Source organism: Mesorhizobium sp. WSM4841 (genome assembly GCF_055811515.1).
The window spans coordinates 51964-66521 of sequence record NZ_JBVVQC010000009.1; the positions used below are offsets into that span (position 1 = coordinate 51964).

At 63.8% G+C, this 14558-nt stretch carries 16 protein-coding genes; 12 read left to right on the forward strand and 4 right to left on the reverse strand.

Annotation, left to right across the window (positions count from 1 at the left end; translation table 11 throughout):
* Positions 1-210: 210 nt before the first annotated feature.
* The 7 genes from AC0L14_RS13155 to AC0L14_RS13185 are packed head-to-tail and all read left to right on the forward strand — an operon-like array spanning position 211 to position 5617.
* Positions 211-354: a hypothetical protein gene (locus tag AC0L14_RS13155; protein WP_473749787.1), complete on the forward strand. Its 144-nt coding sequence runs from the start codon at positions 211-213 to the stop codon at positions 352-354.
* Between the two features lie 52 nt (positions 355-406).
* Complete coding sequence (locus tag AC0L14_RS13160; RefSeq protein WP_473749897.1) at positions 407-1180, forward strand: sugar phosphate isomerase/epimerase family protein; 774 nt, start codon at positions 407-409, stop codon at positions 1178-1180.
* A 10-nt stretch (positions 1181-1190) separates the two neighbouring features.
* Positions 1191-2267, forward strand: a complete 1077-nt coding sequence (locus AC0L14_RS13165) for a Gfo/Idh/MocA family protein (RefSeq protein ID WP_473525563.1) — start codon at positions 1191-1193, stop codon at positions 2265-2267.
* Positions 2267-3085 (forward strand): sugar phosphate isomerase/epimerase family protein, encoded by an 819-nt coding sequence (locus AC0L14_RS13170; protein WP_473749789.1) that lies wholly within the window; start codon positions 2267-2269, stop codon positions 3083-3085. The genes AC0L14_RS13165 and AC0L14_RS13170 overlap by 1 nt, the downstream gene beginning before the upstream one ends.
* Complete coding sequence (locus AC0L14_RS13175; protein WP_473486901.1) at positions 3085-3918, forward strand: alpha/beta fold hydrolase; 834 nt, start codon at positions 3085-3087, stop codon at positions 3916-3918. The genes AC0L14_RS13170 and AC0L14_RS13175 overlap by 1 nt, the downstream gene beginning before the upstream one ends.
* Complete coding sequence (locus tag AC0L14_RS13180; RefSeq protein WP_473749791.1) at positions 3915-4637, forward strand: ribulose-phosphate 3-epimerase; 723 nt, start codon at positions 3915-3917, stop codon at positions 4635-4637. The genes AC0L14_RS13175 and AC0L14_RS13180 overlap by 4 nt, the downstream gene beginning before the upstream one ends.
* A complete protein-coding gene (locus AC0L14_RS13185; RefSeq protein WP_473749793.1) occupies positions 4637-5617 on the forward strand; it encodes an ROK family protein in 981 nt (326 codons plus the stop codon). Before AC0L14_RS13180 ends, AC0L14_RS13185 begins: the two co-directional genes overlap by 1 nt.
* A gap of 348 nt (positions 5618-5965) precedes the next feature.
* Here AC0L14_RS13185 and AC0L14_RS13190 read toward each other — a convergent pair whose 3' ends face one another.
* Both AC0L14_RS13190 and AC0L14_RS13195 read right to left on the reverse strand, forming a co-directional pair.
* Positions 5966-6235 (reverse strand): hypothetical protein, encoded by a 270-nt coding sequence (locus AC0L14_RS13190; protein ID WP_473749795.1) that lies wholly within the window; start codon positions 6233-6235, stop codon positions 5966-5968.
* A gap of 213 nt (positions 6236-6448) precedes the next feature.
* Complete coding sequence (locus AC0L14_RS13195) at positions 6449-6985, reverse strand: TetR/AcrR family transcriptional regulator (RefSeq protein WP_123150259.1); 537 nt, start codon at positions 6983-6985, stop codon at positions 6449-6451.
* Positions 6986-7134: 149 nt separating this feature from the next.
* Here AC0L14_RS13195 and AC0L14_RS13200 point away from each other — a divergent pair, with 149 nt between their 5' ends.
* Both AC0L14_RS13200 and AC0L14_RS13205 read left to right on the forward strand, forming a co-directional pair.
* Entirely contained in the window at positions 7135-8397 is a 1263-nt protein-coding gene (locus tag AC0L14_RS13200) for an efflux RND transporter periplasmic adaptor subunit (protein ID WP_473749797.1), read from the forward strand.
* Entirely contained in the window at positions 8394-11477 is a 3084-nt protein-coding gene (locus AC0L14_RS13205; protein WP_473525572.1) for an efflux RND transporter permease subunit, read from the forward strand. Before AC0L14_RS13200 ends, AC0L14_RS13205 begins: the two co-directional genes overlap by 4 nt.
* A 97-nt stretch (positions 11478-11574) precedes the next feature.
* Here AC0L14_RS13205 and AC0L14_RS13210 read toward each other — a convergent pair whose 3' ends face one another.
* Positions 11575-12048 carry a L,D-transpeptidase gene (locus AC0L14_RS13210; protein ID WP_473525977.1) on the reverse strand — a complete coding sequence of 158 codons (474 nt, stop codon included), beginning with the start codon at positions 12046-12048 and terminating at the stop codon, positions 11575-11577.
* Between the two features lie 366 nt (positions 12049-12414).
* On the opposite strand from AC0L14_RS13210, the gene AC0L14_RS13215 reads away from it, so the two are divergent.
* Positions 12415-12759 carry a hypothetical protein gene (locus AC0L14_RS13215; protein WP_473749799.1) on the forward strand — a complete coding sequence of 115 codons (345 nt, stop codon included), beginning with the start codon at positions 12415-12417 and terminating at the stop codon, positions 12757-12759.
* Between the two features lie 23 nt (positions 12760-12782).
* On the forward strand, positions 12783-12950 hold the full coding sequence (locus tag AC0L14_RS13220; RefSeq protein ID WP_123150255.1) for a hypothetical protein: 168 nt from the start codon (positions 12783-12785) through the stop codon (positions 12948-12950).
* Positions 12951-12989: 39 nt separating this feature from the next.
* On the opposite strand, the gene AC0L14_RS13225 is transcribed toward AC0L14_RS13220, so the two are convergent.
* Positions 12990-13676 (reverse strand): response regulator transcription factor, encoded by a 687-nt coding sequence (locus AC0L14_RS13225; protein ID WP_123150254.1) that lies wholly within the window; start codon positions 13674-13676, stop codon positions 12990-12992.
* A gap of 46 nt (positions 13677-13722) precedes the next feature.
* Here AC0L14_RS13225 and AC0L14_RS13230 point away from each other — a divergent pair, with 46 nt between their 5' ends.
* Positions 13723-14502, forward strand: a complete 780-nt coding sequence (locus tag AC0L14_RS13230; protein WP_189522455.1) for a response regulator — start codon at positions 13723-13725, stop codon at positions 14500-14502.
* Positions 14503-14558 lie beyond the last annotated feature (56 nt).

Below are 14558 nucleotides of genomic sequence, written 5' to 3' on the forward strand. Positions count from 1 at the left end.
GGAAATGCTGTCTGGAAGGCTGCCAGAGCAAGGAGGAGAAAATGACTGAATCGTCAGGCTCGCCATCGCTGATCCCCGCGCTCGAGCCCTGCTACAACGCTGGCCACGACATTCCTGTGCCTCTTCGCCGGGTCGCCAGCTGCCTTCGCGCTGTCACGGCTCAACGTCAAGGGCCGCTTCGGCATCCTGACGGTCATCCTTTCGGTGTCGATGTTTTCGCAGACCGCGCTGGGTCGGGCCCTGGGTGACATCGCCGCAGCTTCGGCCGTCGCCACCGTCCCTTTGATCGTGCTGGTGCTGTTCTTCCCGCGGCACATCATCGAGGGGCTGACGCAGGGCGGCATCAAGGAATGAAAGGACGATCGTGAAAGACCTGAAAGTCGGATGCCAGACCTTTACCTGGGAAATGCTCGGAGAGCGTTTTACCGGCGGTCCCGACGACCTCCTGAAGGCGATCGCCGATGGCGGCTATGCAGGCATCGAGATCACCGACACGATGATCGGCCACTATGCCGACAGGCCGGCGGAATTCGCCACGGCACTGAAATCGGCTGGGCTGGCGCTCGTCTCCTTCGCATTCGGCTCGAACAGCGGCTTCACGCTGAAGGAGAACATCGGCGCCGACCTAGAGGCGGCGCAGCGCTGGATCGAATTCGCGGCTGCCTTTCCAGGCGCGCTGGTTTCGATGGGCTCGGCCACCGTCATGTCCGACGGCCCGCGCGACGATAAGTTCAATATTGCTGCGGAGTTCTACAACAAGGCCGGCGAACTCGGGCTCAAGGCCGGCGTCCAGGTCGCTGTCCATCCCAGCTCCCACCATAACACCCTGCTGTTCGATCGTGCCGACTACGACCGGATCTTTGCACTGATCGACCCCTCGCTCGTCGGCTGGGTGCCCGACACCGGCCACATACTGCGCGGCCATCAAGACATGATCGACACACTCACCACCTACCGCGACCGCATCCGCTACGTGCATCTGAAAGACGTCGATGCCAGCGGCACCTGGGCGATGCTCGGCAAGGGCGTCTGCGACACCCAAGCGGTGATCGATATCGCCAGCGCCGCACCTCGTTTCAACGGCTGGCTGGTGCTGGAAGAGGAATCCGAGATCGCCGCCGCCGATCCGGCCGCCGCGGTCAAGACCAACCGCCAGACGATGCGCGGCTACGGCGCGTAAGGAAGAGACCATGATCCGGAAGCAAGACCGTCGCCTTCGTGTCGGCGTGCTCGGCTGCGGGCCGATCGCCCAATTCGCCCATCTCGAATCCTGCGTGAAGGCTGGGAACGCCGATCTCTATGCGATCTGCGATGCCGCCCCCGATCTTCTGGCGCGCATGGGCGCGACCTATGAACCCGAAAAAATGTATGGCGATTACGATGAGATGCTCGCCGACCCGCAACTGGAGGCGGTGATCGTCGCGACCTCCGACGCCTACCACGTGCCGATGTCGATCAAGGCGCTCAAGGCCGGCAAGCACGTGCTGTGCGAAAAGCCGATCGGCGTCTCGATCGAGGAAGGCGAGATGCTCGCCGATGCGGTCAGGCGCTCCGGCAAGGTACTGCAGGTCGGTCACATGAAGCGCTTCGACCCGGCGCTGGAAGCGGCGCGCAATTTCGTCCGCGATGAGATCGGCGAGATCCTGGCGCTAAAAGCCTGGTATTGCGATTCCACTCACCGCTACACCAACACCGACGCGGTCCAGCCGCTGCCGGTCACCAGCAAGCTGGCGCGCAAGCCGGGTGGCAATCCGAAGGCCGATCTCAGGCAGTATTTCATGCTCGCGCACGGCTCGCACCTCGTCGACACTGCGCGCTTCCTGTGCGGCGAGATCGTCGCCGTGCGTGCCCGCCTCAACGAGCGTTTCGGCGCCTATTGCTGGTTCGTCGAAACCGAATTCGCCAACGGCGCGCTTGGCCATCTCGACCTCACCGTGGCTGTCCGCATGGACTGGCACGAGGGCTTCCAGCTCTATGGCGAAAACGGCTCGGTGATCGCGAAGACCTTCAACCCCTGGTATTTCCGGGCGAGTGAAGTCGATATCTTTCACGAGAAGGATGCAACGTCGCGAAAGCCGCTCGGCGCCGACGGGCATTTCTTCAGGCGCCAGCTCGAAGGCCTCGCCGAGACAATCCTTGACGGCAAGCCGATGCGCGGCGCCAACGTCGAGGACGGCCTTGCCTCGATCCGCGCCATGGTGGCGATCGCCCGTTCGGTCGAAACCGGCGATCGCGTCGAGATCGCCAGCGTCACGGGAGCGGTCTGATGCAGATCGGGGTGTTCGCCAAGACCTTCCCGGGCAGCGAACCGGCCGGCGTACTGGCAGCGGTCCGCGACGCGGGATTTGCCGTCACCCAGTTCAACCTGGCCTGCGCCGGCCTGCCGTCGATGCCGGATGCGGTACCGGAAGACGCCATTAATGCCATCGCGGCCGCGTCAAATGCTTGCGGTGTCGCGCTGGTGGCGCTCTCGGGCACCTACAACATGGCCCATCCCGACAGAGCTGTGCGCGACGACGGCCTGCGCCGGCTTGGCGTGGTCATCAAGGCCGCGGCAGACCTTTCTGTTCCGCTGGTCACCTTGTGCACGGGAACGCGCAACGCGGACGATCAGTGGGCGTATCACCCTGACAATGCCGCCCCTGAGGCATGGGACGACATGGCGAGCGAGATGGAAAAGGCGCTTCAACTCGCCGAGCGCCACGGCGTTGATCTCGGCATCGAGCCCGAACAGGCCAACATCGTCACCTCGGCGTCGGACGCGATGCGCCTCATCGCCGAGATGGGCTCGAAACGGCTGCGCATCGTGCTCGATCCGGCCAACCTGTTCGAACAGGCGAGCCCGGCCGAAGCACGCGACATCGTCGCCGCCGCCGTCGAAACCACGGCAGGCCATGTCGCCATGGCGCACGCCAAGGACCGTTTCGCCGACGGCCGCTTCGCCACCGCCGGGAAAGGTGTCGTCAATTTCCCGGATTTTGTCGCTCGACTAAAGGTATCAGGCTTTGACGGGGCGCTGGTCACCCACGGCCTTTCGGCCGACGAAGCGCCCGGGGTCGCCCGCTTCCTGAAGGGGCTGACCTGATGCGCCGCCTTGCCAAGCTGCTTCGCGATGACGCATTGCTCCAAGTCTGCGACCACGGCGACGGGCTTGCGGTTGTCTTTCAGCACGGCCTGGGCGGTGGCGAGGCGCAGGTCGCCCAGGCTTTCCCTTCCGGGCCGGGGTTGCGGCGCATCACGCTGGAATGCCGTGGACACGGCGCGTCCGGACTGGGCAGCCGCCGGCCGTTTTCCCTGGAGATGTTCGCGGACGATGTTGTTGCCGCCGCCGATCAGGCCGGTCTCGACCGTTTCGTCGCGGGCGGCATTTCCATGGGCGCCGCGATCGCCATGCGCCTTGCCTGCCGTCATTCTGACCGCGTCGCGGGCCTGCTGCTGGTGCGGCCGGCCTGGATTTTCGACAGCGCGCCGGTGAACCTGCGGCCGATCGCCGAGGTTGCCAAGCTTATCCTGGACCACGGCCCCGACAAGGCGAGGGCGATCTTCGCGCAATCGGAAACCGCCGCGCGCCTGCAGCGCGACGCGCCCGACAACCTTGCCTCGCTGTTCGGCTATTTCGACCGGCCGGACGCCGCGCCATTCACGCAGGTCCTCGCCGACATTGCCGCCGACGGCCCGGGCGTTTCAGCGAGTGACGCCGCTGCCCTTGGCATCCCCACGCTCGTCATCGGCAATGCCATGGATGCGGTGCATCCGCTGACGGCGGCCCATACGCTCGCGGCGGCGATCCCCGGCGCCACGTTTGCGGAGATCTCTTCCAAGGCGCTCGACAGCGTCAGGCATTTCGCCGAGCTGCAGGCTGATATCACGACCTTCCTTCACACCTCCTCGAACTTCCGGAGCCTCATTCCGTCATGACGACCAAAACCCTGTCCGGTCCCGACGCCATCGCCGCCCTGCCGCGCAACCGGCTGCTCGGCGAGTTTTCGCTGTGGTCGGCCGATCTTGCCAATATGGAGCGCGACCTGAAGCGCATAGAACCTCATGTCGACCTCCACCACATCGATGTCGCAGACGCCCGCTTCACCCCCGGCTTCCTGTTCTTCCCGGATCTGGTAGCGCGGATCGCCGGGCTGACGGCAAAACCGATCCATGTGCACCTGATGGTCGAAGCCGAGATCGTCGAGGAGCAGACGCGTCAGTTCATCGATGCCGGTGCCGACCTGGTCAGTGTCCACGCCGAAAACGGCGAAGCCGGCCTGCGCGCCGTGCGGCTGGCGCATGCGCTCGGCGCCGAGGCCGGCGTGGTGCTCAGGCTGGAAACGCCGGTCGCTGCGGTCACCCCGTTCCTGCCCGAAGTCGCGTTTGTGACGCTCCTCGGCACATCCATCGGCGTCAAGGGCCAGAGCCTTTCCGACCAGGCTTGCCCCCGCCTGATTGAAGCACGCACGCTGATGCAGCAAGCGGGTCGCGAGGCCGACATCATCCTGGCTGCCGACGGCGGCATCCGCCACGAGACGGTGGCGCGCCTGCGCGCCGCCGGGGCCGAGACGGTGGTGCTCGGATCGCTGGCATTCGGCGACCCCGACCTCGCGCGGCGCATGGCCTGGCTGCGTGGGCTGAAGGTCGCCGCCTGATGACAAGACTGGCCCTCGCCTTCGATCTCGGCGGAACGGAGCTGCGCGGCGCGCTGGTCGAGAGCGGCGGCCGCATTGTCGCGCAGGTTTCGGCGCCGACGATGGCGATCGCGGGATCGGATGCGGTGATCGGCCAGATCATCGCACTGGCCGGGGCGCTTCTGGCACAGCGCCCACTTGCGGATGTCGCCGGGATCGGCATCGGCGCGCCGGGACCGCTCGATCCCAAGGCCGGCATCGTGATCGCGCCGCCGACGCTGGCCGGCTGGCACGACGTGCCGTTGATCGACATTCTCGGCAAGCATTTCGGCCTGCCGGTGCGGCTGGAAAACGACGCCAACGCGGCCGCCCTTGGCGAATGGCGCTTCGGCGCCGGCCGGGGCAGCGGCTCCCTGGTGTTCGTCACCGTGTCGACCGGCATCGGCGGCGGGGTCGTTGCCGACGGCCACATCTATCACGGCCGGCGCGGGCTGGCGGCCGAGATCGGCCACATGACCATCACCGGCGAGGGCGACCGCTGCTTCTGCGGCGCCGTCGGCTGTTTCGAGGCGGTCGCCTCCGGAACCGCGCTCGGACGGCGTGCCACAGCGCTGACAACGCCGGGCGACGGCTCCCTGCTCAGGCGCCTTTCGGCTGACGGCGACGTTTCGGCCAGGCACGTCGTCGAAGCCGCACGTGCCGGCGATATCAGCGCGCTCGAATTGATCGAGGCGGAGGCGAGGTGGCTCGGCATCGGCTTCACCAACCTTCTTCACCTCTATTCGCCGGACCTGATCGTCATGGGCGGCGGCCTCGCCAATGGCTTCGACCTGCTGGCTCCAACCATCAGGGCGACCGTCGAGCAGCGGGCGATGCCGGCCTACCGGGATGTGCCGATCGTGCCGGCGCAGCTTGGCGACCGCGCAGGACTGATCGGCGCGGCCAGCCTGATCCTGTGGGAAGGCGAAGCGGGGGCGCCATTGGCGATGGCGACCTGCTGATCGATGGCGTTCGCGCCAACGACATCGATCCGTCCGAGCGTGGGCTCGCCATGGTGTTCCAGTCGAATGCGCTTTGGTGCAAAACCCTCGAGATGCCGGCGGGACAGCGCCCCCCTCTGTCCTGCCGGACATCTCCCCCACAAGGGGCACACGGGGGGAGATTGGCGGCTTCACCGGCGGCTCGATCCGTCCAGCGTCGGCGATTGGCGAAAGCGGCGATGACTGCCAATCTCCCCCCAAGTGGGGGAGATGTCCGGCAGGACAGAGGGGGGCGCGAAGGATCGCTACAGTCTTCATTCTGCGCCGCTGCATCGCCCGACTGAGCTGGCGATCGCCGCAGCCTGCCGCCTACTTCCCGCAATAGTGATCGTTGATCTTGTTCAACGCATTCGCGTCGGGTCCGACCCTTTGGTAGGAGCAGGCTCCGGCGGCTGTCGTGAACAACTGCTGGTCATAGTAGCGCGGGCCGCCGAACAGGATGTCGATGATGTCGCCTTCGGCGGGAACGTAGCGTTCAGGGTCAGCCCGTTGGTCGCGACTTCCAGCGAAGGCCGCGGCGGACATGCTGCAGCCCATCGCGAAAGCGAGCGCGCAGATCGCAAAGCGTTTTGTCGTCATCGGCAACACCCTTCTGGCCGTTCGGGTTCCCACCATACATCCAAAATCGCCAGCCGAACAAAAGTTCCCTGAACGGCACTCTGGCCAACCAGCTCAACCTGTTTCTCGACCAAGCTGGTCACCACCGGCATCGTCTACAACAGCAAGGCGCCCCTCGTGCCGGCGAGCGGAGAGGATCTCACCAAGGTGGCTACGCCCGGCCTACGCGGCAATCTATCCCGCGATGTCCAGCAAGGACGATACCAGCAACCGGCGTTCGTCGACCGAAAGGACGTCCGAATCGAACAGGTTCATGCTGCGAAGTCCTTCGATGGCGAGGTAGCAGACCAGCAGCGCCTTGAGGTCCGGCGTCTCTCCCTTGAGGCGCTCGAAAACCTGGCGCCTGAACGATTTTATAGGTGTCAGGAAATCGGGATCCTCGGCGATCGCTGAAAATATCCAGGAAGCCGAAGGTTTCGATTCCTCGGCATGTTCGGCCGAAAGCTTGATGTAAGTCGCAAGCGGGCTTTCGCCGTCGACGCCGGCCGTGCGGGCGGACTCCAGCGCCTGTTCGAAGGCGCGCAGGTAATCCTCTACCAGCGCCTGCATCAGTTTCGCCTTGGTCGGAAAATTGTACAGCAAGCCGCCTTTCGACACGCCGGCTCGGCTGGCGACGGCGTCCAGCGACAGGCTGCCGGGCCCTGTCTCGCGTGCCACATCGGCGGCGGCGGCGAGAATTTTATCACGCGAATTTGTTCTGCGGGCCTTCATCATTCGCTCCCCATACTTAGCCTACGCGGAATTGACAAGACCGTCCAGACGGTACAGTAAGATCGCCGTCATTTGAAATCGGGACCAGTCACAGGTATGTGTTTCGGTCATCCGACCGTTATGCCGGGCCATGGCCAAGGGGACTGTTCGTGATCAAGCGTTTCATCATTGCCTTCATTCTGCTCGTGCTGGTGTGCGGCGGCATCGTCGGCTTCAATTTGTTCCGCGACAATGCAATGCAGCAATTCTTCGCCACGATGAAACCGCCGGCCGCGACCGTGTCGACGACAATCGTCAAGCCGACGGAGTGGACGCCGGGCGTCGAGGCGATCGGCACTGTCAGCGCGGTCCGCGGCGTCGACCTGACCGTCGAAACCGCCGGCATCGTCAAGGACATCCTGTTTCACGCCAATCAGAAGGTTGAAGCCAACGCGGGTCTCCTTCAGCTCGACGATGCCGCCGAACGCGCCGATCTCGATGCGACGAAGGCGCAAGCAGCGCTCGACCAGACGGCGTTGACACGCGCCCTTGAATTGCAGAAACGCGATGTCGGCTCGGAATCGACGCTCGATACGGCGCGGGCAGCCGCATTGGCTTCCGCTTCGCGGGTCAACAGGCTGCAGGCGGTGCTCGAGCAGAAGCTGCTGACAGCGCCCTTCAGCGGCACCGTGGGTATCCCCAGGATCGATCTCGGCCAGTATCTCTCACCCGGTACTTCCGTAGTCACCCTGCAGGATCTGGAGACGATGCGGGCCGATTTCTCGGTTCCCGAACAGCAGCTTCCGCTGCTCAAGATCGGCCAGAAGGTACGGCTTGGCGTTGGTGACGGCGAGCTGCCGTTCGCTGGCACCATCCGCGGTATCGACCCGAAGATCGACCCGACCAGCCGGCTGGTGACAGTCAGAGCCGAGGTCGCCAACCCCGAAGGCAAGCTGACCCCTGGCCAGTTCGTGCAGGTGCGCGTCGAACTGCCCGAGGAAAACAACGTGCTGACGGTGCCGCAGACCGCGCTGACCTCCAGCCTGTACGGCGACTTCGTCTTTGTGGTGCGTCCGGCAAAGCCCGCGGACAACGGCGCCGCCCCTGCTGCTCCTGCGAAGCCGGAAGAAAAGCCCGCCACGGATACTGCGAAATCCGCGGCCGAGGCGCGCGCGGCAAAACCCGAGGAAGAACCGGCGGCAACGCCGGCCGAACCGACGGCGGAAGAACAGAAACCGCAGCTCGTGCTTGCCCAGGTGTTCGTCAAGCCAGGCCGCCGCAATGCCGGCCTGGTTGAGATCCTGGAAGGCATCGTGCCCGGCGACGAAGTCGTTACCGCCGGCCAGAACCGCCTTTCCAACGGCATGTCCGTTGCCGTCGACAACACGATCGATCCGACCAAGCCGGCAGACCAGCAGGCAGCCCAGAAATGAGCTTCTCCGACATCTTCATTCGCCGTCCGGTCCTTTCGACCGTGCTCGCCTTGATGATCCTGCTCCTGGGTTTCCAGGGCATCTTCAGCCTCTCGATCCGGCAGTATCCGGAGGTCGAAGAAACGGCCATCACGATCACCACGGCCTATCCCGGCGCCAGCGCCGACCTGATCCAGGGGTTCATTTCCGCGCCGATCGCCCGTGCCGTCGCTTCGACCGAAAACATCGACTATGTCACGTCGGCAAGCCGGGCGTCCTCCAGCACCGTGACGGTGCAGATGAAACTCGGCTCCAACCCCGACGTCGCGCTGAACGAAGTCCTCTCGAAGGTGCAAGGCGTGCGCGGCGACCTGCCGGACGAGTCCGAAGACCCGGTGATCGTCAAGGGCACCGGCGAGCAGTTCGCGATGATGTATATCTCGATGCAGAATCCGAACATGACGCCGGAACAGCTCACCGAATATATCGAGCGCGTTGTGCGGCCGCGCATGTCGACGGTCGAGGGTGTCGCCGACGTGCAGATCTTCGGCGCCGCCGAATATTCGATGCGCGTCTGGATCGACCCGATCAAGCTGGCGGCGCGCGGCGTGACGGCGGCAGAAGTGCTGACCGCCATCAACGAATCGAATTTCCTGTCAGCACCCGGCAACACCGAAAACGAATACGTCGCTTCCTCGATTACCGTTCGCTCGACGCTGCAGACGCCGGAAGCTTTCGCCGCTCTTCCGCTCCGATCGAAGGACGGCAATGTGGTGAGGCTGCGCGACGTGGCACGCGTCGAGCTCGCCGCAGCGAACACCGACACCAGGGTCACTTTCAACGGCAAGCCCGGCATCTTTCTCGCCATCTTCCCGACGCCGGCCGCCAATCCGCTGACGACGGCGGAGGCGATCCACGAAATTGTGCCGACAATTCAGGAGACGCTGCCGCTCGGCATGACGATCGAGATCGTCTACGATTCGACCGAGCAGATCAGCGCGTCGATCGAGGAGGTGTTCAAGACCATCGGCGAGGCGGTCGCCATCGTCATCGTCGTCATCCTGCTCTTCCTCGGCTCGTTCCGCTCGGTGCTGATGCCGATTGTAACCATTCCGCTGTCACTGATCGGCGTCTGCTTCCTGCTGTTTTCGCTGGGCTATTCGATCAATCTTTTGTCGTTGCTGGCCATGGTGCTGGCGATCGGCCTCGTCGTCGATGATGCCATCGTGGTGGTGGAAAACATCCACCGCCACATGGAGGAAGACGGTTTGTCGCCGATGCAGGCGGCCTTCAACGGCATGCGGGAGATCTCGTCCGCCGTCATCGCCATGACGATAACGCTGGCCGCGGTGTTCGCGCCGCTGGCCTTCACCGGCGGCCTGACCGGCGCACTGTTTCGCGAATTCGCGGTGACGCTTGCCGGCTCGGTGGTGCTTTCGGGTGTCGTTGCCCTCACCGTCACGCCGATGATGTCGGCACGCATCCTCAGGGCCGGCTCGCACAGCCGCTTCCAGCGTATTGTCGACAACACGTTCGGGCGCGTCGAAAACATCTATGAGCGGCTGGTCAGCGGCTCGTTGAAATATCGCCCAGTGACGCTGATGATCGTCATCGCACTGGTGGCCACGACCGGTTTCATGTTCACCAAGACCGCGAGCGAACTGGCACCGGAAGAAGACCAGGGCTTCTTGCTGTCTATTGTGAATGCGCCGCGCTATGCCACGTCGGACTACACCGAGACCTATGTGAACCAGATTCTCGGGCTGATGAATGATATCCCCGAAACCAGGGCGCGGTTCTCCGCTGTTGCGTTCCAAGGCCCGACGAACAACGCCTTCGTCGGCTTCGCATTCAAAGACTGGGCCGAGCGCGCGCGCAGCTCGAAGGAACTTCAGGAAGACATCACCGCCCGCCTTGCCAAGGTGGCGGGCGTCGAGGCTTTCGTCTTCGCCCCGCCGACGCTGCCCGGCTCCGGCGGCGGCCTGCCGGTCACGATGGTGGTGCGCTCGACCGGCGATGCCTCCCAGGTGTACGAAGCGGCCGAGGACATCAAGAACAAGGCGCAGGCCTCCGGTCGCTTCCTCGCCGTGCAGAACTCGATGTCCTACGACGCGCCGCAAGTGACGGTGACGATCGACCGCGACCGCGCCGCGGCGCTCAACCTGCCGATCGCCGACATCGGCCGGACGCTGACCCTCTTGGTCGGTGGCGCCGAAGTGGCGCAATTCGACCGCGAATCCAACAGCTACGACATCATCCCGCAGGTGCCGCAGAACTTCCGCGACAACCCTGAAAAGCTGGCCGAGTATTTCGTGCGCAGCGCGTCGGGCGAGATGGTGCCGCTCTCGGCGGTGGTGAAGATCTCGAACAACGCCTCGCCGGCCGTGATCGAGCAGTTCAACCAATTGAACTCCGCCACGATTTCCGCTCTGCCATTGCCAACCGTCACCACCGGCGACGGGCTGAGGACCATCGAGGACATCGCCAGGGAAAGCCTGCCCGAGACGTTCTTCATCGACTATACCGGCCAGTCGCGGCAGGAGAAGGAACAGGGCTACACGATCATCATCGCCTTCGCGGCAGCCGTTCTCGTTATCTATCTGGTGCTGGCGGCGCAGTTCGAAAGCTTCCGCGATCCGTTGATCATCATGATGTCGGTGCCGCTGTCGATCTTCGGCGCGATCGTGCCGCTCAATCTGGGGCTGGGAACGCTCAATATCTACACGCAGGTCGGTCTGATCACGCTGATCGGCCTGATCACCAAGCACGGCATTCTTCTGGTCGAGTTCGCCAACCAGCAGCGCGAGCTCCACGGGATGCGGCGGCGCGATGCGATCGTCGCCTCGGCCAGGGTGCGGCTAAGGCCGATCCTGATGACGACGGCGGCGATGGCGCTCGGCGTGGTGCCGCTGATCATCTCCAGCGGCGCGGGTGCGGCGGCGCGCTATTCGATGGGCCTGGTGATCTTCACCGGCATTCTGGTGGGGACCATGTTCACCTTGTTCGTGGTGCCGATGTTCTACACCTTCATTGCCAGCAAGGACCTGCCGCATCACGCCGAGAAGCCGGATCCGAAGCTGATGCCGGTCCCGGTTGATTGATTGACAAAAAAGGCCGGAAATTTCCGGCCTTTTTCTTGGGCAGTGATATCCGACCCGCAATATATTTATACCCGGCAGGCGGATAGTCTTTGGTTATCTATTTGACGATGACGATCCGGGTGTTGGCCGGACCGAAAATCTCGACAAGCTGGTAGAAATCGGCGGCGTTGTCCGGATGCAGCCGCACGCAGCCATGCGAGGCCGGGCGGCCGAGACGCTTGACGAAATTGGTCGCATGCACGGCGTAGCCACCCTTGAAGAAGACCGAATGCGGCATCGGCGCGCTGTCGTATTTCCTCGAATACCACATTTGGTGCATGCGGGTCGGCTTGAACGAGCCGGTCGGGGTGACATGCCCCTTGCCGCCGGTCGAGACTTTCCACGCGAAGGTCGGCCGCCCGTCGACCAGGACTTCCATCGTCTGCTGCGAAAGCGAAATCCGCGCCACGATCTGATTGGCGGCCCGATTGGCGGCATGGGCAACGCCGTTGCCGGCGCCGAACAGAAGAACCGTACCCGCAGTGACGGCGGCGGCGATGTTGATGAGCTTGGCGGAAATGCCAGTGTACATGATATCCCCCTGTCTGCCGGGCACGGCCGGCTCCAATTCGATGAGTGGCTTATCGTTGGGTCACGTTTCGAATTGATTTCGCACGGCAGACGTTTCTGTTTCGAATCTGTTTCCTCTGGTTAACGGACGGAAGCCCATCCGAGGGGTTTGCAGGGGTGAATCAAGGACACAACGCCTCGGCTGATCGAGCCCGGATTCCGCAAAAAGCTACTGCCATCTCCAAGCGAAAGTGCGGTTTTCGCTCCTAGGAAAGAAACTTGACTTGGCTCGAAACCAATCTGCAACAAAGCGCGGACTCTAGCGGCATGAGCCGGATACAGGCCACCCGCAGAGTTGACCCAACGAAAACAGCCGGCACAAACGAAGATGAACATGCAATCGAACGCGATCTCCTGGCTCTTTAGGATAAGCATAGCCGCAGCGATCATTGGTGGTGTCGGCACCTTCGCCGGCAACCCGATGACGAAGCTTGCGGAGATGACTTCAGGCGAAGTTTCGACGCTGTATGCCGCACTGTTTTTCGCCACGGTCTGGATCGTGTCCAGTCTGCGCATTAACCGGCTCAAGACCCTCTGGCGGGTCGGTTTTGGGCTGAAGAAGATGCGCGGCCCCTCCGGCAACTTGCAGCCGAGAGGACCGAAGGCCCGCGCCGCGCCGGGGGGCTCCGCTGGCGGCGCGGGCACTTCGGGGGTTTCCCTGAACCGAACTTAAAACCAAATTGGGGGACGAAAACGATGAACACGAAATTTGCAGCTTCGGTGCTTTCCGCACTGCTCTACGCACAGGGCCTGCTCGGCTTTGCCGGCCTCGCCACCGTGCTTCTTAGGGATCGTGCCCATGCGAGCGAATTCGTCGCGGCCAGCGAAATGCCGACAGGTCCGTCGCTTCTCGTGGTGCGCTGAGCGCCTGGGCCTGTGGACAGTACGGTGAGGGCCCCGGCCTCAGTCGGCGAACTGCGTCGGCGGATCGAACCGGTAGCCCGCACCCCTTATGGTGGTTATGGTTTCAGTGTCGAGCTTGCGGCGCAGCCGCACGATGCGCGAATCGATCGAGCGATCGAAGGCATCGGCATTTTCGGCGGGCGCGGCGGCAATGATGTCGTCGCGCGTCAAGACCTTGCGCGGACTGGCCAGGAACAATCTGAGCAGCGCCACCTGACCCGGCGACAATTGCTCTTCCGTGCCGGACCGATGCATGACCATGGCCGACCGGAGGTCGACCGTCGCGTTCTCCAGCACCACCAGTTCCCCGGCGTTCCTGCCGCGCCGTGCCAGCAAGCCGCCGATACGGGCGGCGAGTTCCCTGACGTTGAGCGGGCTCTCGACGACGTCGGCGGCGCCGAGTTCGAGCGCCAGCACCTTGTCGACGAGATCGGCCGGCCGGCAGATCAGGATGAAATCCGGCCCGCCCTCGCCGCCATGGCGCCTGAGCAGATCACGCCCTTCCGCCTGGCTGAGGCTGTCGCCGACGACGACGACATCGATGCCCTTTCCGGAAAGCAAGGATTCGGCCTCCCACGGCTGCCGCACCGCGCGCACGTCATGGCCACGCCGTTCGAGATGGTCGGCGAGATCGGTCGCGACCACTTCGGCGACCGAAACAAGCGCGATGACGGATCGTGCAACCATTTTTTTCCACCCTGCAACCGGCAACCGAAGATGAGTGCTGGACATGATGTTTATACCCAATCTACTTTCCGCTGAAAGCGGGAGCGAGAGCATAGTGCGGGCACGAATTGTCATCGTCGAGGACGAGCCCGATCTGAGGGACGCGGTCGCCGAGTATCTCGGCGCCAGCGGCTACGATGTCGCGACGGCCGAGAGTGCCAGCGCCGCGCGAACCTTGCTGGAAACGCAGTCGTTTCATCTGGCCATCCTCGACATAGCCATGCCGGGCGAGGACGGCCTGTCGCTCGGCCGCTGGTTGCGCTCGAAAATGCCGATCGGCATCATCTATGCCACTGCCGCCGGCACCGCGCTCGACCGCATAGTCGGGCTGGAACTCGGCGCCGACGACTACATCGTCAAACCTTACGAATTGCGCGAGGTGCTGGCGAGGGTCCGCAGCGTGCTGCGCCGCGTGCCGCAGCCGGCCGAACCACAGGGCGCCAAGGCTGAAACAACTGCCAACCGCCGTTTCATGAGCTTCGGCCCTTTCCATGCCGATCTCGACGGCCGGTTCGTCACCGGCACCAATGGGACGGTCATCGACATGGCCAAGAGCGAATTCGACGTGCTGGAGGTCTTCCTGACACGTGCCAACCGTTTGCTGACGCGTGCGGCGATCTCCGAGGCGATCGGCTTCGTGGAAGATCCGGAATCGTCACGCGCGGTCGATATCCGCATCATGCGGCTGAGAAAGAAGATCGAGGCGGACCCTGCCAATCCGAAATTCCTGCGCACGGTCCGCGGCGAAGGCTATATCTTCTCGCTGCCGACCGGCGAAAGCAACTGAGCGGCGCGACCACTGGTACCACTGTGGCCGGGCACGACTGTGAAATGACGGCTGAC

Excerpts from the sequence above, each read along its gene's own strand:
- AC0L14_RS13205 (WP_473525572.1), top strand. The coding sequence starts at position 8,394 with ATGAGCTTCTCCGACATCTTCATTCGCCGTCCGGTCCTTTCGACCGTG.
- AC0L14_RS13175 (WP_473486901.1), top strand. The coding sequence starts at position 3,085 with ATGCGCCGCCTTGCCAAGCTGCTTCGCGATGACGCATTGCTCCAAGTC.
- AC0L14_RS13215 (WP_473749799.1), top strand. The coding sequence starts at position 12,415 with ATGAACATGCAATCGAACGCGATCTCCTGGCTCTTTAGGATAAGCATA.
- AC0L14_RS13170 (WP_473749789.1), top strand. The coding sequence starts at position 2,267 with ATGCAGATCGGGGTGTTCGCCAAGACCTTCCCGGGCAGCGAACCGGCC.
- AC0L14_RS13180 (WP_473749791.1), top strand. The coding sequence starts at position 3,915 with ATGACGACCAAAACCCTGTCCGGTCCCGACGCCATCGCCGCCCTGCCG.
- AC0L14_RS13195 (WP_123150259.1), bottom strand. The coding sequence starts at position 6,985 with ATGAAGGCCCGCAGAACAAATTCGCGTGATAAAATTCTCGCCGCCGCC.
- AC0L14_RS13210 (WP_473525977.1), bottom strand. The coding sequence starts at position 12,048 with ATGTACACTGGCATTTCCGCCAAGCTCATCAACATCGCCGCCGCCGTC.
- AC0L14_RS13190 (WP_473749795.1), bottom strand. The coding sequence starts at position 6,235 with ATGACGACAAAACGCTTTGCGATCTGCGCGCTCGCTTTCGCGATGGGC.
- AC0L14_RS13185 (WP_473749793.1), top strand. The coding sequence starts at position 4,637 with ATGACAAGACTGGCCCTCGCCTTCGATCTCGGCGGAACGGAGCTGCGC.
- AC0L14_RS13230 (WP_189522455.1), top strand. The coding sequence starts at position 13,723 with ATGTTTATACCCAATCTACTTTCCGCTGAAAGCGGGAGCGAGAGCATA.
- AC0L14_RS13225 (WP_123150254.1), bottom strand. The coding sequence starts at position 13,676 with ATGGTTGCACGATCCGTCATCGCGCTTGTTTCGGTCGCCGAAGTGGTC.
- AC0L14_RS13220 (WP_123150255.1), top strand. The coding sequence starts at position 12,783 with ATGAACACGAAATTTGCAGCTTCGGTGCTTTCCGCACTGCTCTACGCA.
- AC0L14_RS13155 (WP_473749787.1), top strand. The coding sequence starts at position 211 with ATGTTTTCGCAGACCGCGCTGGGTCGGGCCCTGGGTGACATCGCCGCA.
- AC0L14_RS13165 (WP_473525563.1), top strand. The coding sequence starts at position 1,191 with ATGATCCGGAAGCAAGACCGTCGCCTTCGTGTCGGCGTGCTCGGCTGC.
- AC0L14_RS13160 (WP_473749897.1), top strand. The coding sequence starts at position 407 with ATGCTCGGAGAGCGTTTTACCGGCGGTCCCGACGACCTCCTGAAGGCG.